Source organism: Tenacibaculum sp. (assembly GCF_050290165.1).
Taxonomy (GTDB): domain Bacteria; phylum Bacteroidota; class Bacteroidia; order Flavobacteriales; family Flavobacteriaceae; genus Polaribacter.
The window spans coordinates 23191-49904 of sequence record NZ_JBNKHD010000008.1; the positions used below are offsets into that span (position 1 = coordinate 23191).

Below are 26714 nucleotides of genomic sequence, written 5' to 3' on the forward strand. Positions count from 1 at the left end.
TTTGCAAAAAGTTTAATTATGGTTTTTATTTTTTATAAAAATTCATCTCATCAATATACTTCCATACTTGTTGAGAAAGCAAGGGTTTACAGTTCTTACCCTCTTTAATTGCCTTACGTATCATGGTTGAAGAAATTTCCACAATAGGTGCATCAATTCTGTGTATTTTTTTGTGATTACTGAATTGATTTTCTACAATTCCTTCAGAAACTCTCGGATATACATACACATGATAATCTTCTAAAATAGCTTCATAATTCTTCCATTTATGAAAGCTTTTCAGATTGTCTTCTCCCATGATTAAACTAAAATTATAATCCGGATACTTTTCTGAAATATGTGCTAAGGTATTTATTGTGTAATTAGGTTGGGGAAGTTTAAATTCTATATCTGAAGGTTGAATTTTTTCGTATTCTTGAGTTGCTAAATACACCATTTCTAATCGATGATGATTTTCTAACAACGAATTCTTCTTTTTAAAAGGATTGTGAGGCGTTACAACCATCCATATTTCATCTAAATCAGAATTTTCTACCATATGGTTGGCTATTATTAGATGTCCTATATGAATTGGGTTAAAAGTTCCAAAATACAATCCTATATTTTTCATAACCTCTTAAAATACTATTCTTCTTCCTGTGAAGTAACTTTTTGTAATCCTAAAAATTCATCTACTAAATCTTCTGCCTCTTGTAAAGCTACCGATAAATCATAATTTTTGATGATTTTATCAAACTGTGGGGCTGTTGCTAATTCTACCGAAGCCTTAGCTATACGCATGTTGATTTTATCTTCACTTTCAGTACTCCTCTTCTTTAAACGGATTTTAAGCTCATCAACACTTGGTGGCTTTACAAAAACTGCTAAAGTTTCATCTGGAAATTTCTTCTTGATACGCAAACCTCCAACAACATCAATATCAAAAATCACGTGTTTTTTTTGCGCCCAAATACGTTCTACTTCGGTTTTTAAAGTTCCGTAGAAATTATCGCGATATACCTCTTCCCACTCTAAAAACTCATCATTTTTTATTTTTTGCTTGAACTCTTCTGCTGAAATAAAATAATAATCTTTTCCATCAACCTCTTCACCTCTTGGTCCTCTTGAAGTTGCAGATATTGAAAATTCTAAATTAAACCGTTTTTGTGCTAATAAATGACGTACAATTGTTGTTTTACCTGAACCTGATGGTGCTGAAAACACAAATAACTTCCCTTTAAACTCCTTTGACATTTTTTATAAAACGTTTAATATTTGTTCTTTTATTTTTTCTAATTCGTCCTTCATTTGAATAACTAATTTTTGCATTGGAGCAAAATTAGCTTTAGAACCGGTTGTGTTAATTTCTCTACCTATTTCTTGTACAATGAACCCTAATTTTTTTCCATTAGAATCTTCGGTTTCTAATTGTTGTAAGAAATACTCTAGGTGATTTGCTAAGCGCACCTTTTCTTCATTTATATCAAGCTTTTCTAAGTAATAAATTAACTCTTGCTCAAAACGATTTTCATCTACCTCTACTTTTAAATCGTCTAAAGCTTTTTGTAAACGTTCTTTTACATGTGAAATTCGCTCACCGTCCAACTCCTTTACTTCCTCTAAAGCTGTTTGAATATTTGCTATTCTAAGTTTAAAATCTTCTTCTAAAGACTTTGCTTCGTCGATTCTATATTGAATAATTTCTTTCAACGCCTCATCTATGTGAGCATCTATTTGATTCCATTCTTCTTCATCCAATTCTTCACGCTCAGTTTTTAAAGCATCTGGCATTTTTACAGCCATTTTCATCAGCTCAATATCTTCTGAAGAACCTACTTGGGTTATATTTCTTAACTGTTGCATGTACGACCTTACGACACCTGTATTAACTGTGGTTGACGTTTCATCTGCAGTCATTTCAACATAAATAGAAAAATCCACCTTACCACGCACTAAGCTACTCGCTAGTTTTTTACGAACGTCCAATTCCTTTTCTTTATAATAAGAAGGAATTCTTGTGTTTAAATCTAAATTTTTACTATTTAAAGATTTAACTTCAATCGTTACTTTTTTAGAGGGTAGATGTAGTACAGATTTTCCATACCCCGTCATAGATTGTATCATAACTTCGTTTTAATAATCCGCAAAGATACATTTATTTATTGGGAGTTTCAGTAGGGCGCTTGGTCACTAAAAACACCCCTAAAAATATAAGTAATGCAGCCCCTATTTTAATTACATCTATATGATCACTTCCTACAATTAATGCATAGATGGCAGCAACTACAGGTTGTAAATAGATAAAAACACTTACTGTAGTTGGTTTTAATTTAGATAACGCGAACAAATTAAATAGATAAGTTATACAGGTAGTAAACAACACTACAAATCCTGCTTTTAAATAAATAGTTGTTGGCATTATTTGCCATTGAACTTCTAGTAGTTCTGAAATACCAAAAGGAAATACTAATAATAATCCAAAAAGATATAACCACTTTACAAAAACAATCGGATTGTATTTTGCTATCAACTTTTTTACAATTACTAAATACATGGCATAGGATGCTGCATTGATAAATACTAGAAAATTACCTAACATCATATTTGTTGCATCACCCTTTAATGGGTTTCCATAAGCTATTAAAATTACCGCTCCTATTAAACCAACAACAACTCCTGCTATTTTTCTTAAAATTAGTTTTTCTTTTAAAAGTATACTAGCAAAAATTAACACTAAAATTGGTGTGGTCACCATCATTACCGATGCACTAATAGGTGTGGTATAACTCAATCCTTTAAAGAAAGTAAGCATATTTAAAGCAATTCCGAAAAAAGCTGCCGTTGCTACTTTCTTGTAATCAGCTTTCTCTATAGAGGGTGCTTTCACAAAAAATCCTAACAACCAAAAAATCGTGGTTGCCCCTCCAACACGAAGTAATATGAACCCAAAAGGCTCTATATGTTCTTCCATCACTTCTTTTGCTACCGTAAATGTAATTCCGTAGATAAGTGTTGCTATAGATGTAGCGGTAAGTGCTAACGCTCTTTGGTTCATTTTTCGGGCTTTAAAAACAAGTGCTGCAAAGATGATGATAAAATTCATCTTTTTTTCTACTTTTTTACCCTATCTCATTCTTTTAACATCATATTATTATAACTAAAAAGCACTGCTAATGCAGTGCTTTTTCCTTTGGTTGATTAACTTTTGATTAGTCCACTAAAGGTGGTATTCTTAATACTTGTCCTGGATAAATTTTATCTGGGTGTGTTAACATCGGTTTATTTGCTTCAAAAATCACAGGATACTTCATCGCATCTCCATAAAATTCCTTAGCTATTTTACTTAATGAATCTCCACTAATTACTGTATGAAATTGTGCCATTTCAACTTCTTCAATCTCCTCAACTTCTGCAACTGTCATATTATCTTCAACCGTGGCAATTCCCTCTGTATTACCAACTACTAAAACTACTTTTTCTTTAGTCGCTAAATCAGCAGCCTCTCCCGTAACGGTTGCTTTATCATCATTTACTTTAATGGTTAGGTTTTCAATAGCAAGTTCTAATCTATGTACCGCATCTACTAACTTGGTGGCTTTTTCTGCAGCTTCTTCTTCTGTTGTTTTTCCTATGCCAAAAACTTTTGCTCCAGCATTTTTAATAAACGAAAAAATTCCCATTTCTTTTAAAATTTTATTTGTTAATATTTCCTTTCTTGTCTGACAATATACAATTTTTATATGTAAAAATTCACACAACGAAGATGTCTACCATCAATATCTATCATAAAAAAAATCACATTGAGAATTCAATGTGATTTTTATATATACAATTTTATTTCTTACTTCATTCTAAAACGAACTCCACCCTTGCGCTTTCAACTCAATTTCCTGATTTGCTCGTGTTACTAAATTCATCCCTTGATTTTCTTCTGTAATATGCCCAATAACAGTTAAGTTAGGGTTTCCTTTTATCTTATCATAATCATCAATAGAAACCGTAAAAAGCAACTCATAATCCTCACCTCCACTTAAAGCAATCATCGTACTATCCATATTAAATTCTTCAGAAGTAGCTATGACTTGCGGATCCAAAGGTAATTTATCCTCGTATATTTTACACCCTGTTTTACTTTGAGTACAGATATGCATAATTTCTGAAGATAACCCATCAGAAATATCAATCATAGAAGTAGGTTTTACTTCTAACTCTTTTAATAAAGCAGGAATATCTTTACGTGCTTCTGGTTTTAACTGACGTTCTATTATATAGGTATAATTATCTAAATCTGGTTGACTTTGAGGGTTTACCTGAAACACTTGTTTTTCTCTCTCCAACACTTGTAACCCTAAATAAGCTCCACCTAAATCACCCGAAACTACAATTAAATCAGTAGGTTTTGCCCCATTTCTATATACAATATCTTCTTTCTTCGCGGAACCAATAGCTGTAATCGAAATTAACATTCCCTTTGTCGAAGACGTAGTATCCCCACCAATTAAATCTACTTTATAAGTATCACAAGCCAATTGTATTCCTGCATATAATTCTTCAATAGCCTCTAATGGAAAACGATTAGATACCGCAATTGATACTGTAATTTGCTCAGCTGTAGCGTTCATAGCATATACATCAGATAAATTAACCATTACAGCTTTATATCCTAAGTGTTTTAAAGGCATATAACTTAAATCAAAATGTACACCTTCTACTAACAAATCGGTAGTAATTACAATTTCTTTATCCGAAGAGCTTATAACTGCTGCATCATCTCCTACTCCTTTTATTGTTGAAGTATGATGTATTTTAAAATGCTTTGTTAAATGGTTGATTAGTCCAAACTCTCCAAGTTTAGCCAACGAAGTTTTTTCTTGATTTTTATCTTCTAACATGTTGCAAAGATAATGACAAGTAAATAAACAAACTCATTTCTAACCAATAAACAGTTTGAAATAAAAATAGGGTTTTACTGTTTTTATATGTTATATAATTAGCTAATTAACTATTTTAGTATTCTTTAAACTTCATCTTATGAAAAAGCTTAAAATTTTATTCGTCTTTTTTGGTCTTCTTTTTTTGACCTCTTGTTCTTCTTCTAATGAAGAACCTATAAAAACTAATAAAATAGTATGCTCTGGTGGTAAGGCTGGTATATACCCCTGTAATAATTATGATTTACTATTAAACATTCCATTAGACACCTTTGGAGCCACAGATGGGAGTGATTGCTGGGGATGGACAGACGAAACTACCAATAGAGAATATGCTATTATGGGTGTTAAAAACGGAACTGTTTTTGTAGACATCACTGATACTGAAAACCCTATTTATTTAGGCAAATTACCAACTGCAACTGTAAGCAGTTTTTGGTGGGACGTAAAAGTTTATAATAATTACGCCTTTATCGTTAGTGAAGCAACCAACCATGGTATGCAAGTTTTTGATTTAACCAAATTAAGAAATGTTACCAATCCTCCTGCTACTTTTACAGCAGACAAACATTTTACTGATTTTGGTAGTGCACATAATATAATCATCAACGAAAATACTGGTTATGCATATCCAGTAGGTACAAGTAAGTCAGGAACCTATAAAGGAGGTCCTTTATTTATCAACATACAAAACCCATTGAATCCAGTAAGTGAAGGTGGATGGGGAATGGACAACTACAGTCACGATGCACAAGTAGTTACTTACACAGGTCCTGATTCAGATTATACCGGTAAAGAAATCTTAATAGGTAGCAATGAGAACGAAGTGGTTATTGTTGATATTAGCGACAAGGCAAACCCTGCAACTATTTCTAAAATTTCATATGCTAATGTAGGTTATACACATCAAGGGTGGTTTACAGAAAACCAACAATTCTTTATTCTAGGAGACGAACTGGATGAACAAAATTTCGGGAACAATACTAGAACAATCATTTTTGACTTTACTGACTTAGATAATCCTAAACAGCATTTTATTTACACAGGTCCAACCAGCGCTATCGATCATAATGGATATGTAAACAATAATACTTTTTACTTAGCCAATTATACTGCAGGAGTTCGTTTTATAGACATCACAAATATCACGAGTTCATCTATTAGTGAAATTGGTTATTTTGACACCTACCCTGAAAACAATGGAGCTAATTTTAACGGTGTTTGGAATGTATATCCTTTTTTTAAAAGTGGAAAAATCGTAGTTAGTGATATTAACAGAGGTTTATTTGTGATTAAAAAACAGTAAATGTTCAAACATATTTCATCTATATTCTTATTAAGTGCAATTATATACAGTTGTAGTAATGATGACGGTATACATATTCCATCTTCAACAAAAACCCCTGATATTGACTTTATAAAAACTTTAGGAGGAAGTGTTAATGAAAGTGGTAGAAGTGTTGTTGAGGCTTCTGATGGAGGCTATGTAATTACTGGATTTACACAAAGTATAGACGGAGATATTGAAACAACTAGAAACACAATTCAATATGATTTTTGGGTCTTAAAATTTGATAGTCAAGACAATCTTCAATGGCAAAAAAACTATGGAGGAACTAAAGATGACAAAGCCTTTAAGATTATTCAAACTAACGATAATGGTTTTGTTATTGCTGGTTATGGTAAAAGTGATGATGGAGATGTAGACACTAACGAAGGGTTTGATGATATTTGGATTTTAAAATTAGATGCAAATGGTACTATAGTTTGGAAAACAACTACTGGTTTTTCAGGCGCTGATCAAGGCTTTACAATAACCCAAACTACCGATGGAGGATATTTTGTTGGAGGTATACTAGATGTTACTGCGTCAGGAGGCTTAGGAAACTCAAAATTTACGGCAAGACACGCTGGTGGAGATTATTGGGGACTTAAACTCAATGCCAGTGGTAATATTGAATGGCGTAAATATTTTGGCGGCACAAATACCGATACTTGTTATAGTGTTTCTGAAGCTTCTGATGGCTATATTTTAGTTGGCTCTTCAGACAGTAACGATGTGGATGTAAAAGACAACAAAGGAGCCTATGATTTTTGGATTGTTAAAACTGATAAAAACGGAAATTTTCTTTGGGAAAAATCTTTTGGCGGAACAGAAATTGACGAAGCGAGAGCTATTACAAAAACGAATGACGGAAATTTTATTATTATTGGAGACACCAGAAGTTCTGACAAAGACATCACTCAAAACAATGGTGGCGCTGATGTATGGGTTATAAAAATAACACCACAAGGAAATCTTTTATGGCAAAAAAATTATGGAGGCTCTAGTTTTGACGTTGGACGTTCAGTAAACAAAACTTCTGATGGTGGTTTTTTAATTGGAGGAAGCTCAAGAAGTACTGATAACAACTTTGAAAATAAAGGGCAAAATGATGCGTTAATACTAAAAATTGACAAAGACGGGAACCTAATATGGCAAAAAACAATAGGTGGTACCGAAATAGACTATTGTTACGATGCTGTTGAGCTAACCAATGGAAGCATCATTGCTGTTGGAGAAAGCAGTAGTAACAATCAAGATATAACAACAAACAAAGGTTTTTCAGACCTATTAATCATCAAAATGAAATAAATAATGAAGCGTTTTTTAACTCTTTTTCTTAGTGTATTACTTTTTTCTTGTAGCTCAGACAATGACGAACCTATTAAAGAAGTTTCTGTAAAATTGAAATTCACCCAAAACTGGGATGGAACCACAATTGAAACGTCCGATATTAATAATACTGAGTACACTAATAAACTTGGAACAAAACTTAACATAAGTGAATTACGCTATTTAATTTCACGTGTAGCCCTTACCAATGGCGCTGGAGATACCACTAAATTTGAAGGTTACAAACTAGTAGATATAAACAAACCAGACGATTTAACTTTTTCCCTCTCTCAAAAAGTATCGGAAGGAGATTACCAATTGTCTTTCACTTTTGGTTTCAAAAATGAAGATAATACCAGTAGTACCTATCTTGATTTAAACTCCGTTAATTGGAATGTTCCTGACATGGAAGGTGGTGGTTATCACTTTATGCAATTGGAAGGTAAATACAAAGATACTTTAGGCGTACAAAACTCATACAAATTTCATGCTGTAAGAGCTTATGATCAAGAAAAAGATTCCATTCTAGATACTTCATTTACAATTACCGCAGGTTCAGTTCTCCTAAAAAACAACGCAACTATAGAAGTTAAAATGAATGTTGCTGGATGGTTTAAAAGCCCTAACGATTGGGATTTGAATGAAAAAAGCAGTGTTATGATGGATTTTGAGGCTCAGAAATTAATATCAGAAAACGGTCAAACAGGTGTTTTCAGCTTAGGAGCTATCACTCAATAAAAATAACATGGCACAAAAGAGTATATATCTATTTTTATTACTTCTTCTTTTGATAAGTTGTTCATCAAAAGAAGAGAATGATGTATATACTCCTACCCCTGCAAGCTTAAAAATACCTGAGCTTTTTCAGCAAAAAATAATAGCTCCAGTAATTCCTACCAACAATCCATTAACAGTAGAAGGAATTGCTTTGGGTAAAAAATTATTTTTTGACCCTATTTTATCAAAAGATAACACACAATCTTGCGCTAGTTGCCACAATCCCAAAAGAGCTTTTACCGATGAAACTCGTTTTAGTGATGGTGTAGATGGTCAATTCGGAACCCGAAATTCTATGCCTCTATTTAACTTAGCATGGAACTATGACGAACGTTTTATGTGGGACGGAAAACAACTAAGTATTGAACGTCAAGCCTTCGCTCCTGTTAGGAATCCTATAGAAATGCATAGTAATTGGGTTGATGTTGCTAAAAAATTACAGGAACATACTGAATATCCAACACTTTTTCAACAAGCATTTAGAACATCAAAAATAGATTCAACTCTGGTAACAAAAGCAATTGCTCAGTTTGAAAGAACTTTAATTTCAGGAAACTCAAAATTCGACCAATATCTATTAGGTAAAACTCAACTAACTCCAGAAGAGTTAAATGGGTTTAATGTCTTTTCTGACGAGACAAAAGGGGATTGTTTTCATTGCCATGGCAGTAACAACAATCCTTTATGGACAGATAACAAATTCCACAACAATGGATTAGACGCAACTTTTACCGATTTAGGTTTAGGAGCTGTAACAGGTGATCCAAACGATAATGGTAGATTTAAAACCCCATCTTTAAGAAATTTAAAATTTACTGCCCCTTATATGCACGATGGACGATTTACTACTTTAGAAGAAGTAATCAATCATTATTCAGAAGGATTAAAATACTCACCTACTATTGATCCTTTAATGAAAAAAGTCAATCAAGGAGGTGTTCAACTTTCTAGTAAAGACAAAGCGGATTTAAAAGCCTTTCTTTTAAGTCTTTCTGATAACGACTTCATAAATAATACTGATTTTCAGCAATAATATATTAACAATCAGCACTTAGATTTATAGTATAGACAAATTTTATCGTTTCATAGCTATATTCATTTCAAAACATGACATAAATCATATTTTGTCATTATCTTTGCAATTGATTTAGATTTAATCTATTTAAACGATGATAAAAGTTTCAGACACAGCAAAAAAGAAAGTCATTGAATTAATGACAGATGATGGATTTGATACTACAACCGACTATGTTCGTGTTGGAGTAAAAAGTGGTGGTTGTTCAGGATTATCATACGACTTAACTTTTGACAAAACCCAACAAGAAAATGATAAAGTTTTTGAAGACAATGATGTAAAAATTGTTGTCGATAAAAAAAGTTTTTTATACTTAGTGGGTACTACTTTAGAATATTCTGGAGGTTTAAACGGTAAAGGTTTTGTATTTAACAATCCTAACGCTAATAGAACTTGTGGTTGCGGAGAAAGTTTTTCTCTGTAAAATCATTACACCAAAAAGAAGACTTAAAAACTGATGAGTAAATATACCGAGGACGATTTAAGAGAAGAATTAAAAACCAAAGAATACGAGTATGGTTTTTATACTGATATTGAAAGTGATAAATTTCCTAATGGGGTAAACGAAGAAATTGTTCGTGCCATTTCTAAAAAGAAAAACGAGCCTGCATGGATGACCGAGTGGCGTTTAGAGGCTTTTAGAATTTGGGAACAAATGGAAGAACCAGAGTGGGCTAACGTTACCTACAAAAAACCTAACTTCCAAGAAATATCTTATTACTCAGCACCTAAAAAGAAACCTAAACTAAATAGTTTAGATGAAGTAGATCCTGAGTTATTGGCTACTTTTGAAAAATTAGGAATTTCTTTAGAAGAACAAAAAAAATTAGCCAACGTAGCGGTTGATATTGTAATGGATTCTGTTTCGGTAGCTACTACTTTTAAAGAAACCTTAGCTGAAAAAGGGATTATTTTCATGCCGATTTCAGAAGCTATTCAACAGCACCCTGAGCTGGTTAAAAAATATATTGGTTCGGTAGTACCGCAAACCGATAACTTTTACGCTGCATTAAATTCAGCAGTATTCTCTGATGGATCTTTCTGTTATATTCCAAAAGGAGTTCGTTGTCCAATGGAGCTATCAACCTACTTCCGTATCAACGAAGGAGGTACTGGACAGTTCGAGCGTACTTTAGTCATTGCAGATGAAGGCAGTTACGTTTCTTATTTAGAAGGATGTACTGCTCCGCAACGTGACGAAAATCAATTACATGCAGCAGTAGTAGAGTTAATTGCCTTAGACGATGCTGAAATAAAGTACTCAACTGTACAAAACTGGTTCCCTGGTGATTCAGAAGGAAAAGGAGGAGTTTTCAACTTTGTAACAAAAAGAGGATTGTGCGAAACCAATGCTAAAATTTCTTGGACACAAGTTGAAACAGGATCAGCTATTACTTGGAAATATCCTAGTTGTGTTTTAAAAGGAAATAATTCTGTAGGTGAATTTTACTCAATTGCAGTAACTAACAACCATCAGCAAGCTGATACAGGAACTAAGATGATTCACTTAGGAAAAAATACCAAATCAACTATTATTTCTAAAGGTATTTCTGCAGGAAAGTCACAAAACAGCTACCGTGGATTGGTGCAAATCAATGCTAGAGCAGAAAATGCACGTAACTTTTCTCAATGTGATTCTTTATTAATGGGTAACGAGTGTGGAGCACATACCTTCCCTTATATCGAAGCAAAAAACAAATCAGCTCAAATAGAGCACGAAGCTACTACCAGTAAAATTGGTGAAGACCAATTATTTTATTGTAATCAACGTGGTATTGATACCGAAAAAGCAATTGCGTTAATTGTAAACGGATTTAGTAAAGAGGTATTAAATAAATTGCCAATGGAATTTGCTGTAGAAGCACAAAAATTACTAGAAATTAGTTTAGAAGGAAGTGTAGGATAACCAAATAAAAAATTAATATAATGAAGAAAATATTTTTATTAGCTCTTTTAGCAATTATTAGTTTTAGTTGTAAAAATGCTGAAAAAAAACAAGAAGCTAAAGAAGAAAAAGTAGCTGAAAAACCTCAAGTTAAACTTTATGTTTTAGATGGAGGTTCAATTTTAGTAAATAAATTGGAGGTTTTTTCTCAAGACACAACATATACTGGGCAGTCTAAACAGTTTGCAGATGCTTACTATGTGATATCACACCCAAAAGGAAATTTAATATGGGACGCTGGTTTACCAGAATCTTTAGTTACTGACAAACCATTTACAGAACCTAGTGGTACATTTACATTACAGCGTGCTGATTCATTAAAAAATCAATTACAATCTATTGATTTAACTGTTGATGATTTTAAGTATATCGCATTATCGCATCCTCATTTCGATCACACGGGGCATGCAAATTATTTTAAAAATGCAACTTGGTTAGTTCAAGAAAACGAGTATGATTTTATAACTAATGATTCTGCAAAAGTTAAAGATCCTAACACCTACAATTCTATCAAAGAATTAACAAATGTTCAAAAGATAAAAGGTGATTATGACGTATTTGGCGATGGTACTGTTGTTATTAAATACATGCCAGGTCATACGATTGGTCATCAAGCTTTATATATTGAAGCTGGTTTAGAAAAACCTATCTTATTAACAGGTGATTTATATCACTTTGAAGAAAATAGAGAAACTAAAGGTGTTCCTTCTTTTAATTACAATGTTGAGCAAACTCTAGAAAGCATGGAAAAGTTTGAAGCTTTCGCAAAAGAAAAGAATGCTGAGGTAATTATACAACACTCACCAAAAGATTTCGAAAAATTACAAAACCTATTAAAAAAGTAACCATACAGTAATGTTAAAAATAGAAAATTTACACGCAGGGATAGAAGATAAAGATATTCTTAAAGGAATAAACTTAGAGGTAAAGGCAGGCGAAGTACATGCTATTATGGGACCTAACGGAGCAGGTAAAAGTACCTTATCATCTGTTATCGCTGGTAACGAAAATTACGAAGTAACTTCAGGATCTATCGAATTAGATGGTGAAGATATTAGCGAATTAGCCCCTGAAGAAAGAGCACATGCAGGTGTATTTTTATCATTCCAGTATCCAGTTGAAATTCCTGGTGTTACTGTTACAAACTTCATCAAAACAGCTATTAACGAATCGCGTAAAGCTAAGGGATTAGAAGAAATGCCTGCAAAAGAGATGCTTAAGAAGATTCGTGAAAAATCAGAATTATTAGAGATTGATCGTAAATTCTTATCTCGTTCTTTAAACGAAGGTTTCTCAGGTGGTGAGAAAAAACGTAATGAGATTTTTCAAATGGCTATGTTAGAGCCTAAACTAGCTATTTTAGATGAAACTGACTCTGGTTTAGACATCGATGCTTTACGTATTGTTGCTAACGGAGTTAACAAACTAAAATCTAAAGACAATGCTGTAGTGGTAATTACACACTACCAACGTTTATTAGATTATATCGTTCCTGATTATGTACATGTTTTACACGATGGAAAAATCGTTAAAACTGGTGACGCTTCACTTGCTTTAGAATTAGAAGAAAAAGGATACGATTGGATTAAAAACGAATTGGCATAATTGATATATACAATTAACGCTAAGAAGTAATGACAGCAAGAAAATAATGGAGTTAAAAGAGAAAATATTATCATCATACGTAGCTTTTGAAAACGGTGTAAACATCAATTCAGATTTACACGAAATCAGAACAGAAGCATTACAAAACTTTGAAAAGTTAGGCTTTCCTACTAAAAAGTTAGAGGCTTGGAAATACACATCTTTAAATTCAATTTTAAAAGAAGATTACAGCATATTTCCAGACCGTGATGCCGCTGTTGAGTTAGCGGATGTAAAAAAGTTTTTCATTCATGAAATTGATAGCTACAAAATAATTTTTGTAGACGGAAAATACAGTTCATTTTTATCAAATACCACACACGACGGAAAAGATATCTGCCTGTTATCAGCCGCTTTTTCAAAGGATAAATACAAACCTATCGTAGAAAAGTATTTTAATAAAATAGCAAAACAGGATAACTTAACTTCATTAAACACTGCATTTGCTACTGAAGGTGCATTTATTCACATTCCTAAAAATGTTGAGGTAGAAAAACCTATCCAAATCATCAATTTTACCACAGGAAAAGAAAGTGCTACAATGTTACAACCTCGTAACTTAATTATTGTAGAGCAAAATGCACACGTTCAAATTATAGAACGCCACCAGAACCTTAACAACAATGCTGTATTAACCAATTCTGTAACTGAAATTTATACTGATACACACGCTACAGTAGATTATTATAAAATACAGAACGATAACAACTTTGCTTCTTTAGTTGACAATACATACATAGAACAACAAAAAGAAAGTACCTGTTCTGTACACACGTTTTCTTTTGGTGGAAATATTACTCGAAACAATCTAAACTTCTACCAAAAAGGAGAATACATCAACTCTGTTTTGAAAGGAATAACCATTATAGAAGGAAAACAACATGTAGACCACCACACATTGGTAAATCACATAGAACCAAACTGTGAAAGTCACCAAGATTATAAAGGCATTTATGGTGATCGTTCTACTGGGGTATTTAACGGTAAAGTTATTGTTGAAAAAGAAGCTCAAAAAACAAATGCATATCAGCAAAACAACAATGTTTTGATTAGTGATAAAGCAACTGTAAATGCTAAACCTCAGTTAGAGATTTTTGCTGACGACGTAAAATGTTCTCATGGTTGTACAATTGGTCAGTTAGATGACCAAGCATTGTTTTATATGCAACAAAGAGGTATTCCTAAAAAAGAAGCTAATGCATTACTAATGTATGCCTTTGCGAATACTGTTTTAGAGAGTGTTAAAATACCTGAAGTAAAGAAAAGAATTACTAAGTTAATTGCCGATAAGCTAGGCGTGAATATTGGTTTTGATTTATAAAAACATAAGGCATTAGTGAGTTAACTAATGCCTTTCTTTTTAACTTTCTTATGCTATGAAATCTAAGTTTTTAAAAAACTTATCTATTCCTTATCCTTACTTATTTCACACTAAAAGGAATCTGATTATTGCATGTGTTTTAAGTGTAATACTCTTTTTTATTAATTTTTATTTCTCCCCTCAGATAAACATTAATAATACTTTCTTTACGAACAAATTACAAGTTTGCTTAACCACTAGCATCATTACTTTTTTTAGTATTTTGTTCTTTACCGAAGTTATTCCGAAAGTTTTTTTTACTTCTGAAGTAAAGGAAAATTGGAATACTTTACAAGAATTTTTCTTCACAATAGGAATACTAATTTCTATTGCTCTTTTTCAAAATAGTTTTTTGTTACTGTTGAAAAATGGTGCTATCCACACCTTTTTTTCAAGTTTAATAAATACATTTTTTTACGTCGTTTTAATAGGCACTATACCTGTGCTTATAATTATCTGGATTAACTATGTAGTTATTTTAAAAGAGAATTTAAAAAGTGTTAAAGCATACAACGAACAACTTCAAAAAGAATTAAAATTAAAAGACAAAGAAGCTGTTTTATACATAGAGACCAATAATATAAATGAAACCTTAATTTTAGACCTCAACACCTTCTTATTTGCAAAATCAGAAGGTAATTATGTAGATATCTACACTAAAAACCTAAACACGGTAGATGTTAAACCTTATAGAATATCTATTCAAAAATTATTAACTGATTTATCCGATTATCCTTTTATTTTTAGTACACATCGATCTTATATAATCAATATTAAAAACATAAGAAGAACCTCCGGAAATGCGAGAAATTATAAAATTTCATTTTCAGACATTTCACAAGAGGTTCCTGTTTCTAGAAATAAGTTTAAGGTATTTAAAGAGGCTTTTGATAAATATTATAAAGAGACTAAATTAGAAAGTGTAGCCCACGCTTAAGCCAAAAAACAGTCTTGAATCAAAATCTCCAGGTCTGAATCTACCATTATCAAAAATTCCTTTTAACGAGCTCCAAACATCTAAACTTATGGTTACTCTATTAAAAGTGTAGCCTAAAGAGTTTATCATTCCGTAATTAAAATACGAATAAGAGTTCTTATACTTTTCGTACACATTTAAATGCCCTATATACAAACTTCCTTTAGATTTAAGATTTGTATATCCTAAAAAAGGTTGAGCAGAGAAATAAAACCTTCTTTTATTAAAAGGATAAATACTTAAATCTAACAACCCTGCTACTGTTAAATCTCTTGTATATCCATCAACATAATCTGTAAACATGTTTTCATCTTCATTAATAAAACTATTTTGATAAACTGCACCAGCCATTAGTGTAAGTCTTTTCGTTTCTAACAAGCTTTTCTTAGCTTTGAAAACAATACCATAGTTCTCTCCGAAACTTACATTGATGATATCTGTTGTATATCCCAACTCCAGTTTCCATTTCATCGTATTTTTATCTACTTGAGCATTACTTGTTAAACCGCTTATTAAAAGCAGCACATATAAAATCTTCTTCATCTTTATTCAATTATTTGCAATCCATTTTTAAATCCTTTTATTGGGCTATTTCTATGCGAAGTATTAATGAGTCTATCATAGCTAAAATTAAAGTCATTATAGTTACTCGATTCAATTTGTTTTACCAAAGCACTATAAGAGGTATTCATACCCACTCCTTCTAGATCTCCCATAGCTATGTAAAGAGATTTATCATCTAGCGTATTTTGTTCTCTAGCATTTAACTCAAGATTGAATATATATGAGTTATACCACATTAAATTGGGGCTTATTGCAATTGCATTATCAAAAAGGTTTTCTTGTTCCTCTTGCATCATAACATACAAGGCAAAATAACCACCTAGTGAATGCCCATAAATTGTTTTTGTTAAGCTATTTATATGATAGTCTTCCTCTACTCTTGGTATTAATTCTAAGTTGAGAAAATCAATAAACTTTTTTGCTCCTCCAGAATCTCCATCAAAGCCCCTATCATAAGGATAAGAATAATCTGTACCTCTTTCGTTATCTCCGCTATAGCCAATACTTACTAAAATAATATTGTCTTTCCCTTCTGAGTTTAGTACTTCTACACACTCGTTATAATAATCGTCTCCATCCAATAAATAAACAACATGGTATTGTTTTGTGTTATCAATTTCTTTAAGACTAGCCACCTTAATAGCATACTTAAATTTTGTTGAATTTGATTTTACTATAAAACGTTCTTGTTTAATAGTAGGAGGTAAATCTTCCTCTGCACAGCTTATCAATAAACAGGCAAAAAAGCATAAAAATAAAACTGTTGTTTTAGTGTTAGAATAAATAATCATCTTGGTATTTTTTAGTTATTTCTTACCAAAAATATCTCTCTTATTTACGCTTGTATTTACTAAAACCCTAAGTGGTATGAAATGTTCTTAATTTGTGATGAAAGGACTATTTGTAAATCATCATTTTACACAATGACACAAAGTTTTAGATGGAAAACCCAAATTAAATGTGAAGTATTAGACTGGTTAACCAACAAAATATAAACCAAGAAAAAAAGCTACTTCTATTAGCCTCTAATTTCTCTTGTCAAAAGGTATAATGATTCCTTTTTCTATATAATTTTTAAGCCCATTTAGCAACAATGCCCAACAGTAAGATGAATGTTTGAAATGAGAATTTTGTTCTGACCAACCTTTATGGAAAAAATGAACCCAAGTAACACCACTTTCTTTCTCAAATAAATCAAAGCCAAAAGTTGTAGAGTTCCAGTCTTTGTCTGATTTAATCATTTTTATATGAAAGGAATTGTTTTCTTTACACTGAACCACCTCACCATACCAATTGTAAGGTTCACTAAAAAAGAAATTGTATTCTGCTCCTATTTTTGGGTTTCCAGTACACTTTAATGGCCACCAATGCGCCAAATCTTCAGGGTTACTAACTGCTTTAAAAACCTCGTTTGACAATGCTTTTACAGGAAAGTTATGATAAATAGCAAAACCCTCTTCATTTGCTTCCATAAGTACTTGATTTAATAACTCTTAAAGTTACTAAAAAATTAAACAAATTCCCTACACAATATGTTGCATAGGGAATTTAACTTAACAATAAAATTTACAGCCTTAAAACTTTCCGTTTGTATGAGCCATTTCTTGAGGAATTTCTTGTACAACATCCCAATGCTCAACAATTTTATTATTCTTTAACCTAAACAAGTCATAAAAAGCTTGAGCTTTTCCATACCACTCACCTTCACTCATTGTAAGAACAAAATTCCCTTCTCCTAATACCTTATGTAGCTTTTGATATTTAAACATGTTATTTTGAGAAGTTAAATAGTTTATTGCTTCTCCTAATCCCTCTAATCCATCTTTTATCATTGGGTTATGCTGAAGATACTCTTCTGTACTAATATAATTCGTGATTTTTTCTGGGGCTTTTCCAAATAAAACATCATTAACAAAATTAGTTACAATCTCTTTATTTGAATTTGTTTTATCCAAATCAGTAATGTCTGTAGCACCATCAACTTGTGAACGACCACTAGCGGTTTTATCAACCTTTGGAGTAATGTTATCCCAATGCTCTGCAACTTTACCATCTTTCATTCTCCACACATCAAAAGTAACAACCTCATTAGCTCCAAAAGCGTCCGCATTGTGATAAGAATTATGGAAAATAATAAACTCACCATCTTGTAACAATCTATGATTGGTATATGTTGTTTTCGCTTCTTTTAAAGCTGGCAGAAATCCTAACACTGGTTCAATACCTGAAGGTATATGTGGATTATGCTGAATATAATTAGTTGCGAAATATTTTTTTACTCCTTCCTCATTGTAGTCTGTAAAAAAAGCATCCTGAGCTTTTTGAGCTGTAATTTTTAAATTTTCCATTTTAGTATCCGTTTTAATTTGACCTTGTAATTTTGAATTTGTTGGGATTGAATTACAACTTAATAATGTTGTAAAACCTACTGCTATAACTATCGTTTTTTTCATTGTGATTACTAGTTTAAAAATGATAGTACAAAACTATGACAGAAAGAAAGTAGCAAATAGGTCAATTAAAAGAATAAAATGGTAAATATCGAACCTTTATGTTTTTATATAGCTATTTTTAAATTCATTAGGGGTTAATCCCGTACGCTTTTTAAAATACTTTACAAAATTTGTGGACTCTTCAAATCCCATTAAGTAAGCTAATTCTGTGCTTTTAATTGTAGAATTAACAAGATTTCTCTTGGCTTCTAAAATTACAAACTCATCAATATATTGTTTAGCAGTTTTATTAATCACCTCTTTAACAACAACATTTAAATGTTTATAAGTCACGCCCAGTTCTTGCGCGTAAAAATCTGCATTCTTATTCCTTATAAATGTCTTTTTTAACTTTGTTTGAAACTTCAAAAAGAGTCGTAACTTTTCAGAGTCTTTAATATAATCTGTTTCGTTTTTTTTAATTTCTTCAACCTTAGAAAAAATGATACTGAATAAAGAATCAACAATGTGCTTTTTATTGAAACTATCAGTTGATTTATAAAATTCTTCAAAAATTAATTTTACATATTCTGGTAAGTTAGATGTTTGACCTACTTGAACCTTCGGAGAAAAAAGTTGTGGAGTTAATAAACGAATGGCTGTGTCTTTTGGAATTTTTGCCAGTTGCTCTTTTAAATAATCCTCTGTAAAGAGGATTAAGAAACCTTTTAAATCTTTATTAAATTTAAATGCATTTACTTGTCCTTTTGATACATAAATTACCGTATTCTTTTCCACTTTGTGCCAAACAAAATCTATCAACTGTTCCGATGTTCCATCTGTATAAAAAGCTAGTTGATAAAATTCTAATTGGTGTGCTTTTTCTGGAGAATGATTAAAACTATCTTTTTCTTCTTTAATTTTTTCTAAAGTGATTATTTCAATTCCTGAAATTTCAGGTGATTTAGATTTAAATAGTAAGTTAGGTATTTCTCTTTTCATACATCAAACACATAAACTGTATATTTCTTAAAAATAGTAATTCTTAAACAAAAAACCCCGTACTGTTTATGCGGGATTTTAATATGTATAAAACCATATTTAGGTTTACATTTCTAAGGCTTTCTTAGGATTGCTATCCATTAATAATTCTACTGGATTTTCTAATGCTTCTTTTACAGCTACTGAGAATCCAACAGACTCACGACCATCAATAATTCTGTGATCGTACGATAATGCTACATACATAATTGATTTCATCTTCATTTTATTAAACGCAGCTAACATAGATAACTTCTTACTTTCAGTGTTACGAGATCCTATACCTAGAGTTCCTATATGAGGAACAACTTTCATAAAAAAGAAAATTAATAACCTAAACATAAACGCTAATTTGAAATTACAAGCTCTTTTTTTTATATATTTATGAAAATCAATCAATTATGAGCAAAACTTACCAATCAATGTTATTAATTACAGGGATAGTAATTTTAGCATATGGAGTTTATACCCTTTTTCAGCCAGAAACACAGGTTTCTATTGGTGATTTAGATTTAGTTAAGGCACAAGACAACACAGGCTCATATATTACCATTGTTATAGGTATTACTGCAATTGCTTTAAGTTTATTTAGAGGTAAAAAACAATAACTGTACTTCCAATAAAAATAAAAAAATGGAAAATATTTACTTTATAATGATTGTAGCATTAGTAGTGCTGGCAGTAGCAGATTTAGTTGTTGGTGTTAGTAACGATGCGGTTAATTTTTTGAATTCTGCCATTGGTTCTAAAGCAATCCCTTTTAAAACAATAATGATTGTTGCAAGTTTAGGAATCTTTATTGGAGCTGTTTTTTCTAGCGGTATGATGGAAGTTGCCCGTAAAGGAATTTTTGTTCCTGGCGAATTTATGTTTAATGAGATTATGATCATTTTTATGGCAGTAATGATTACCGATATTTTACTCCTCGATTTCTTTAACACTTTAGGGATGCCAACATCTACTACAGTTTCTATAGTATTTGAGTTATTAGGAGCTGCAGTGGCAATGGCATTGATTAAAATAGGAGCTTCGGATTCACAAACATTTTCAGATTTATTTACATATATAAATACAGAAAAAGCATTTCAAATTATTTCAGGTATTTTACTCTCGATATTAATTGCTTTTTCTGTAGGAACACTAGTGCAATACGTTTCAAGATTAATTTTTTCTTTTCATTACGACAAGAAAGTAAAATATTTAGGAGCTTTATTTGGAGGTGGTGCATTAACAGCAATTACATATTTTATCTTTATGAAAGGTTTAAAAGGAACACCTTATTATAACGATATAAAAGGAATGTTAGAAGGAAATGAAATTATGATCATCTTCATTTCATTTGTTGCTTGGACAATCCTTTCTCAAATATATATGAGTGTCTTAAAGAAGAATATTTTTATTCCTATTATAGCAATAGGTACGTTTGGTCTGGCATTAGCTTTTGCCGGGAATGACTTAGTAAACTTTATAGGTGTACCAATGGCAGCATGGCACTCTTATGAAGCTTGGATTACTTCTGGAATTGACGCAACTGCATTCTCCATGAAAGTTTTAGATAAAAAAGTACCAACAGAACCACTGTTGTTATTTTTAGCTGGAGGAATTATGGTACTTACATTGTGGTTTTCTAAAAAAGCACACTTAGTAGCTGATACAGAAATTGGTTTATCAAGACAAGGAGAAGGAGCTGAAAAGTTTAAACCTAACACATTATCAAGAGCAGTTGTTAGATTTACAATGTTAGTTTTTAAATATACAAATACTGTGTTACCTGCATCTGTAGTTCTAAAGATAGACAAACAATTTCAAAAACCAGTAGTTACGGTTTCAAAGAGTAAATCACATGAGTTACCAGCTTTTGATCAAATAAGAGCGTCGGTTAACTTAATGGTAGCAGGAGTTTTAATTTCTATTGCTACTTCTATGAAATTACCACTGTCTACAACCTATGTAACATTTATGGTTGCAATGGGTACCTCTTTAGCAGACAGAGCTTGGGGGAGTGATAGTGCTGTATATAGAGTTGCAGGCGTTCTTAATGTAATAGGAGGCTGGTTTGGAACTGCTATTATTGCATTTATAGCTGCAGGTATAATGGCACTGTTAATTAACTTGGGTGGGCCAACTGCAATTGCAGTATTATTATTACTAGCAATTTTATTATTAGCTAGAAACTATATAACTCATAATAAAAAAACAAAAGAATTAAAAGCAGAAGATAGATTGAGTAAAGCGGAAGGAAATTCAATTCAAGGAGTGATAGAAGAAAGTGCTGATAATATTTCTAAAGCTTTAAAAAGAGTTTGTAAAATTAATGATATGACTATTAAAGGTCTAATTAATCAAGATTTAGTTCTACTTAAAAAAGCTAAGAATAATGTAAATAAGCTTGAAACAGAAATTGAAGATTTACAGAGTGAAATTTTCTACTTTATTAAAGAATTGGACGACTCTTATTTAGCTGCAAGTAAATTTTATATAGATGTTACTGGGAGCTTACAAGATGTAGCCCAATCATCTAGCTTAATTGCAAAGATTAGCCACAAACATGTAAACAACAACCATAAAGCATTAAAGAAAAAACAAGCGACTGAGTTATTAGAGGTTAATAATAAATTAATAGACTTATTAAATGATATTAGTGAGATTTTTGATTCTAGGAGTTTTGAAAAGATAGTTCCAGAAATACTTGATAGAAAGGTTACATTATTAAATCATTTAGAAGAGTCTATTCAACTTCAGGTTGAAAGAACAAGAACTGAAGAATCAAGCCCCAAAAACGCTACCTTATATTTCATTATTTTACTAGAAACGAAAGACTTAATAAAATCTAATATAGAAATTTTAAACCTGTATTATGAAAAGAATGAACAATTGAAGAACTAAATTTGTTCTAATATAAACAAAAAATCCCGCACAGTTTGTGCGGGATTTCTATATGAATAAAACCATATTTTGGTTTACATTTCTAAGGCTTTCTTAGGGGTGTTATCCATTAATAATTCTACTGGATTTTCTAATGCTTCTTTTACAGCTACTAAGAATCCAACAGACTCTCGACCATCAATAATTCTGTGATCGTATGATAACGCTACATACATAATTGGTTGAATTACCACCTCACCATTTACCGCCATTGGACGATTAACGATGTTATGCATTCCTAAAATTCCACTTTGTGGAGGATTGATAATTGGTGTAGATAACATAGATCCAAATACACCACCGTTAGTGATTGTAAACGTACCTCCTGTCATTTCATCAACAGTAATTTGTCCGTCACGAGCACGTAATGCTAAACGCTTTACTTCGCTTTCAACTCCTCTAAACGTTAAATTTTCAGCATTTCTGATTACTGGCACCATTAATCCTTTAGGACCTGATACTGCAATAGAAATATCTTGGAAATCGTGACTTACTTTGTAATCTCCATCAATCATAGAGTTTACATCTGGATACATTTTTAAAGCTCTTACAACTGCTAAGGTAAAGAATGACATAAAACCTAAGCCTACACCGTGTTTCGCTTTAAACTCGTCTTTATACTCGTTACGCAAGTCAAAAATCGGTTGCATGTTCACTTCGTTAAACGTAGTTAACATCGCAGTCTCGTTCTTTACAGAAACTAAACGTTGTGCTACTTTACGACGTAACATTGATAATTTCTTACGCTCACTACTACGAGATCCAGTACCTGGAGTTCCCATAGATGGAACAGCATTTACAGCATCTTCTTTAGTAACACGACCGTCTTTACCAGTTCCTTTAATATCATCTGCACTCATTCCTTTTTCAGCTAATACTTTCTTAGCTGCTGGAGATGCTGTACCTGTTGCATACGTTTCCTTAGCAGGTTCAGCTTTTGGTGCTTCTTTTTTCTCTTCAGTTTTTGGTGCCTCAGTTTTTGGTGCTCCAGCTCCATCAGGTCTTGCAGCGCTCATATCAATATGACAAACAACAGCTCCTACTGCTACTGCATCACCTTCTTCAGCTTTTAAAGTGATTATTCCGCTTTCTTCCGCAGGCAATTCTAACGTTGCTTTGTCAGAATCTACTTCGGCAATCGGTTGATCTTTCTCAACGTAATCACCATCTTCAACTAACCAAGTTGCGATTTCTACTTCTGTAATTGATTCCCCCGGAGAAGGAACTTTCATTTCTAAAACCATCAGTTCTAAATTTTATATATCTGAATTATTTTATTTCTTTTATTTGAGCGTTTCCCTATCGGGTCGGGCTTTTCGCGCTACACGATAGCTTACTTCAATCCCTAACGCATTTATTTTTAATCAAAAACCTTATCAATAATAGCTTGATGACGTCTTCTAAAACGAGCACTTGAACCTGCTGCTGGTGCCGAACGATATTCTTCCGAAGCACACTCTAATCTAGCCAATTCAAAACGTTCTAACATGTATGTCCAAGATCCCATATTTTTAGGTTCTTCTTGTGCCCAAACATAACGCTCTACATTTGGGTACCTATCCATTACTTCTTTAATTCTATCATTGTGTAATGGAAATAACTGTTCTATACGAATTAAGGCTACATCTTCTCTACCTAATTTTTCACGCTCTTCTAATAAATCGTAATAAAACTTACCTGTACAGAATACCATTTTCTTCACTTTTGAAGTATCAACAGTATCATCAATTACTTCTTGGAAGGTTCCGTTAGCTAAATCTTCTATAGAACTTACTGCTCTTGGTAAACGTAATAAACTTTTTGGTGTGAAAACTACTAACGGCTTTCTAAAATCACGTTTCATCTGACGACGCAAAATATGATACATATTTGCTGGTGTTGAACAATTTGCTATTGTCCAGTTATCAGTTGATGATGATTGTAAGAAACGTTCAATTCTACCTGACGAGTGTTCTGGTCCTTGCCCTTCATACCCATGAGGTAATAACATTACCAATCCATTTTGTAACTTCCATTTATCTTCTGCAGAAGAAATATATTGGTCGAACATAATTTGTGCTCCGTTAGCAAAATCACCAAACTGAGCTTCCCAAATTGTTAGCGTATTGGGAGTTGCCATTGCATATCCATAGTCGAAACCTAACACTCCATATTCCGATAAGTGAGAGTTGTAAATAGTCATCTCTCCTTTATTCTTAGGATTTGTGTTTAACAAGTTAACACGCTCTAGGGTATCTTCATCACGCATAATTGCATGACGATGAGAGAAAGTACCTCTTTCTACATCTTCCCCAGAGATACGAACATCATATCCTTCTTCTAGTAAAGTACCATAGGCTAGGTTTTCAGCAGTACCCCAATCTAACAAATTATCTTCAAAAACCATTTTTTCACGTCCGTGTAAAATACGTTCTGCCTTACGAACAAACTTGTGTCCTTCTGGAGTTTTTGAAATTACTCTTGCTATATCTTTTAAACTATCTATAGGATAGGTTGTATCTACAGGCTGCAACATATCTTGCAACTGTTTGCGTATAAAACCTTTCCAAACATCAGGCATAAAATCTTGAACTTTTGCTGTTTCTTTCTTTTTAGATTCAGCAAATTCAACTTCTAAATGAGCCTTAAATTCTTCGGTAATTTCTTTTAGGTACTCTGCAGTAATACTACCTTCCGCTATTAATTTATTAGCATAAATTTCTCTAGCATTTTTATGCTTAGAAATCGCCTTATATAATTTAGGTTGTGTAAAACGAGGTTCATCACCTTCGTTATGACCATATTTACGGTACCCTAACAAATCAATAAAAATGTCCTTATTGAATTTCATACGATATTCAACAGCCATTTCCATTGCATGACAAACAGCCTCCGCATCATCAGCATTTACGTGTAATACTGGTGATAAGGTTACTTTAGCAACATCGGTACAATAGGTACTTGAACGAGCATCTAAATAGTTCGTAGTAAACCCTACTTGGTTGTTCACCACTACGTGAATAGTACCGCCAGTTTTATATCCGTTTAATTGTGCCATTTGCACAACTTCGTATACAATACCTTGACCTGCAATTGCAGCATCACCGTGTACTAAAATTGGAAGAATTTTATTTCCATTCCCATCGTAATCTTTGTCTATTTTAGCTCTAACAATACCTTCAGCAACAGCATCAACAGTTTCTAAGTGAGATGGGTTTGGAACTAAGTTCATTTTCATCTTTTGCCCACCTTGATACTCTTTGCTAAGCGTTAAACCTAAGTGATACTTTACATCTCCATCAATATCCTGGTCATCAAAATCTTTTCCTTCAAACTCACTAAATAAATCGCGAACAGGTTTTTTAAAGATGTTGACCAAGGTATTTAAGCGTCCGCGGTGTGCCATTCCTAACACACACTCTTCAACTCCATACAATTCAGCAGCATCTCTAAGGGCAACACTTACCCCTGGTATTAAAGTTTCACCTCCTTCAACAGAGAATCGTTTTTGTCCTACATATTTAGTTTGTAAGAAACTCTCAAAAGTCGAAGCTTGATTTAATTTAGTTAAAATGTATTTTTTAGCTTCTACATCATAACTAGGATGGTTTGCATTTTTGTTTAAACGCTCATTCCACCACTTTAATTCTTCTGGGTTACGCACATACATGTACTCAACCCCAATACTTTCGCAGAAAACAGATTTTAAATACTCTATAATTTCAGCTAAGCTTTTAGGCCCAATGCCTAACACCTCACCTGCACTAAAAACAGTAGATAAATCTGCTTGACTTAAGCCGAAGTTCTCAATATCTAATGTAGGCGTATAAGTTCTTCTATTACGAACTGGATTTGTTTTAGTAAACAAATGACCTCGCGTACGGTAACCGTTGATTAAATCGATTACTAAAAATTCTTTACGTACTTCTTCAGGGACTTCTATTGAGACTTCTTCATCTGTTAATGAATAATTCTCGTTAGCCAAATCATATCCTTGAAAAAAACTTCTCCAACTTGGTTCTATCGCATCAGGGTTTTTTTGATATTGTTCGTACAAATCACCTATAAAACCTGTATGTGCTGCGTTTAAGAACGAAAACTTGTCCATATATTTTGTTATACTTTTCTATCTATAAGAATAATGGTGACAAAAGTACAACTTTTAACAAAAAAAGCACTTCTTTTTAGCCTAATTTTAAACTCTTTAACGAGTCTTTTCTTTTTGTTAAATTTCAGTTAACAGCCTCCTTTTTTAAGAAAATAAAGTGCTGTAATCCAGAAATTAAAAAAAATACCTGTACTTTTTATTAAAAATAATTTGCAGATATAAAAAAAGCACTTAAATTTGCACTCGCATTTTAAGACAAGCATGTTTTAAATTCCTCCTTAGCTCAGTTGGTTAGAGCATCTGACTGTTAATCAGAGGGTCC

At 32.3% G+C, this 26714-nt stretch carries 26 protein-coding genes; 12 read left to right on the forward strand and 14 right to left on the reverse strand.

Annotated features, from left to right (window positions below; genetic code table 11):
- Positions 1-25 precede the first annotated feature (25 nt).
- The 6 genes from nadD to thiL all read right to left on the reverse strand — a co-directional run bounded on the left by nadD (position 26) and on the right by thiL (position 4871).
- Positions 26-610, reverse strand: a complete 585-nt coding sequence (gene nadD / locus ACQY6M_RS07660; RefSeq protein WP_428740975.1) for a nicotinate (nicotinamide) nucleotide adenylyltransferase — start codon at positions 608-610, stop codon at positions 26-28.
- Between the two features lie 14 nt (positions 611-624).
- Positions 625-1233, reverse strand: coding sequence for a guanylate kinase (gene gmk, locus ACQY6M_RS07665; RefSeq protein WP_428740974.1), 609 nt, complete (start codon positions 1231-1233; stop codon positions 625-627).
- A gap of 3 nt (positions 1234-1236) precedes the next feature.
- Positions 1237-2103: a YicC/YloC family endoribonuclease gene (locus ACQY6M_RS07670; RefSeq protein ID WP_428740973.1), complete on the reverse strand. Its 867-nt coding sequence runs from the start codon at positions 2101-2103 to the stop codon at positions 1237-1239.
- A gap of 31 nt (positions 2104-2134) precedes the next feature.
- A complete protein-coding gene (locus ACQY6M_RS07675; RefSeq protein ID WP_428741031.1) occupies positions 2135-3034 on the reverse strand; it encodes a DMT family transporter in 900 nt (299 codons plus the stop codon).
- Between the two features lie 154 nt (positions 3035-3188).
- Entirely contained in the window at positions 3189-3659 is a 471-nt protein-coding gene (lysM, locus tag ACQY6M_RS07680; RefSeq protein WP_428740972.1) for a peptidoglycan-binding protein LysM, read from the reverse strand.
- 171 nt (positions 3660-3830) lie between these two features.
- Positions 3831-4871, reverse strand: coding sequence for a thiamine-phosphate kinase (thiL, locus tag ACQY6M_RS07685; RefSeq protein WP_428740971.1), 1041 nt, complete (start codon positions 4869-4871; stop codon positions 3831-3833).
- A gap of 139 nt (positions 4872-5010) precedes the next feature.
- Here thiL and ACQY6M_RS07690 point away from each other — a divergent pair, with 139 nt between their 5' ends.
- The 10 genes from ACQY6M_RS07690 (at position 5011) to ACQY6M_RS07735 (ending at position 15304) form a co-directional block, all read left to right on the forward strand.
- Positions 5011-6216 (forward strand): choice-of-anchor B family protein, encoded by a 1206-nt coding sequence (locus ACQY6M_RS07690; protein WP_428740970.1) that lies wholly within the window; start codon positions 5011-5013, stop codon positions 6214-6216.
- Positions 6217-7545, forward strand: a complete 1329-nt coding sequence (locus ACQY6M_RS07695; protein WP_428740969.1) for a hypothetical protein — start codon at positions 6217-6219, stop codon at positions 7543-7545.
- Between the two features lie 3 nt (positions 7546-7548).
- Positions 7549-8304, forward strand: a complete 756-nt coding sequence (locus tag ACQY6M_RS07700) for an MbnP family protein (RefSeq protein WP_428740968.1) — start codon at positions 7549-7551, stop codon at positions 8302-8304.
- A gap of 7 nt (positions 8305-8311) precedes the next feature.
- Positions 8312-9376, forward strand: a complete 1065-nt coding sequence (locus tag ACQY6M_RS07705; protein WP_428740967.1) for a cytochrome-c peroxidase — start codon at positions 8312-8314, stop codon at positions 9374-9376.
- A 136-nt stretch (positions 9377-9512) separates the two neighbouring features.
- Positions 9513-9842: a HesB/IscA family protein gene (locus ACQY6M_RS07710; RefSeq protein WP_133538083.1), complete on the forward strand. Its 330-nt coding sequence runs from the start codon at positions 9513-9515 to the stop codon at positions 9840-9842.
- A gap of 33 nt (positions 9843-9875) precedes the next feature.
- Positions 9876-11324 (forward strand): Fe-S cluster assembly protein SufB, encoded by a 1449-nt coding sequence (gene sufB / locus ACQY6M_RS07715; RefSeq protein ID WP_428740966.1) that lies wholly within the window; start codon positions 9876-9878, stop codon positions 11322-11324.
- A 20-nt stretch (positions 11325-11344) separates the two neighbouring features.
- Entirely contained in the window at positions 11345-12208 is an 864-nt protein-coding gene (locus ACQY6M_RS07720) for an N-acyl homoserine lactonase family protein (protein WP_428740965.1), read from the forward strand.
- A gap of 10 nt (positions 12209-12218) precedes the next feature.
- On the forward strand, positions 12219-12968 hold the full coding sequence (sufC, locus tag ACQY6M_RS07725) for a Fe-S cluster assembly ATPase SufC (RefSeq protein ID WP_428740964.1): 750 nt from the start codon (positions 12219-12221) through the stop codon (positions 12966-12968).
- 46 nt (positions 12969-13014) lie between these two features.
- Positions 13015-14328 (forward strand): Fe-S cluster assembly protein SufD, encoded by a 1314-nt coding sequence (sufD, locus tag ACQY6M_RS07730; RefSeq protein ID WP_428740963.1) that lies wholly within the window; start codon positions 13015-13017, stop codon positions 14326-14328.
- Between the two features lie 481 nt (positions 14329-14809).
- Entirely contained in the window at positions 14810-15304 is a 495-nt protein-coding gene (locus ACQY6M_RS07735) for a LytTR family transcriptional regulator DNA-binding domain-containing protein (RefSeq protein WP_428740962.1), read from the forward strand.
- Here the strand turns inward: ACQY6M_RS07735 and ACQY6M_RS07740 are convergent.
- The 6 genes from ACQY6M_RS07740 to ACQY6M_RS07765 form a co-directional block, all read right to left on the reverse strand.
- On the reverse strand, positions 15281-15886 hold the full coding sequence (locus ACQY6M_RS07740) for a hypothetical protein (RefSeq protein WP_428740961.1): 606 nt from the start codon (positions 15884-15886) through the stop codon (positions 15281-15283). The genes ACQY6M_RS07735 and ACQY6M_RS07740 overlap by 24 nt on opposite strands.
- Positions 15887-15888: 2 nt before the next feature.
- Positions 15889-16698: an alpha/beta hydrolase gene (locus ACQY6M_RS07745; protein ID WP_428740960.1), complete on the reverse strand. Its 810-nt coding sequence runs from the start codon at positions 16696-16698 to the stop codon at positions 15889-15891.
- A 234-nt stretch (positions 16699-16932) separates the two neighbouring features.
- Positions 16933-17379: an SRPBCC family protein gene (locus tag ACQY6M_RS07750; RefSeq protein WP_428740959.1), complete on the reverse strand. Its 447-nt coding sequence runs from the start codon at positions 17377-17379 to the stop codon at positions 16933-16935.
- 102 nt (positions 17380-17481) lie between these two features.
- Positions 17482-18360, reverse strand: a complete 879-nt coding sequence (locus tag ACQY6M_RS07755) for a nuclear transport factor 2 family protein (protein ID WP_428740958.1) — start codon at positions 18358-18360, stop codon at positions 17482-17484.
- 96 nt (positions 18361-18456) lie between these two features.
- Positions 18457-19341 carry a helix-turn-helix domain-containing protein gene (locus ACQY6M_RS07760; RefSeq protein WP_428740957.1) on the reverse strand — a complete coding sequence of 295 codons (885 nt, stop codon included), beginning with the start codon at positions 19339-19341 and terminating at the stop codon, positions 18457-18459.
- Between the two features lie 105 nt (positions 19342-19446).
- Entirely contained in the window at positions 19447-19722 is a 276-nt protein-coding gene (locus ACQY6M_RS07765) for a 2-oxo acid dehydrogenase subunit E2 (protein WP_428744941.1), read from the reverse strand.
- A 59-nt stretch (positions 19723-19781) separates the two neighbouring features.
- Here ACQY6M_RS07765 and ACQY6M_RS07770 point away from each other — a divergent pair, with 59 nt between their 5' ends.
- Entirely contained in the window at positions 19782-19988 is a 207-nt protein-coding gene (locus tag ACQY6M_RS07770; RefSeq protein ID WP_428740956.1) for a hypothetical protein, read from the forward strand.
- A 25-nt stretch (positions 19989-20013) separates the two neighbouring features.
- Positions 20014-22266: an anion permease gene (locus ACQY6M_RS07775; RefSeq protein ID WP_428740955.1), complete on the forward strand. Its 2253-nt coding sequence runs from the start codon at positions 20014-20016 to the stop codon at positions 22264-22266.
- Positions 22267-22340: 74 nt separating this feature from the next.
- Here ACQY6M_RS07775 and odhB read toward each other — a convergent pair whose 3' ends face one another.
- Entirely contained in the window at positions 22341-23549 is a 1209-nt protein-coding gene (odhB, locus tag ACQY6M_RS07780; RefSeq protein WP_428740954.1) for a 2-oxoglutarate dehydrogenase complex dihydrolipoyllysine-residue succinyltransferase, read from the reverse strand.
- Between the two features lie 116 nt (positions 23550-23665).
- Positions 23666-26392: a 2-oxoglutarate dehydrogenase E1 component gene (locus ACQY6M_RS07785; RefSeq protein ID WP_428740953.1), complete on the reverse strand. Its 2727-nt coding sequence runs from the start codon at positions 26390-26392 to the stop codon at positions 23666-23668.
- Positions 26393-26714 lie beyond the last annotated feature (322 nt).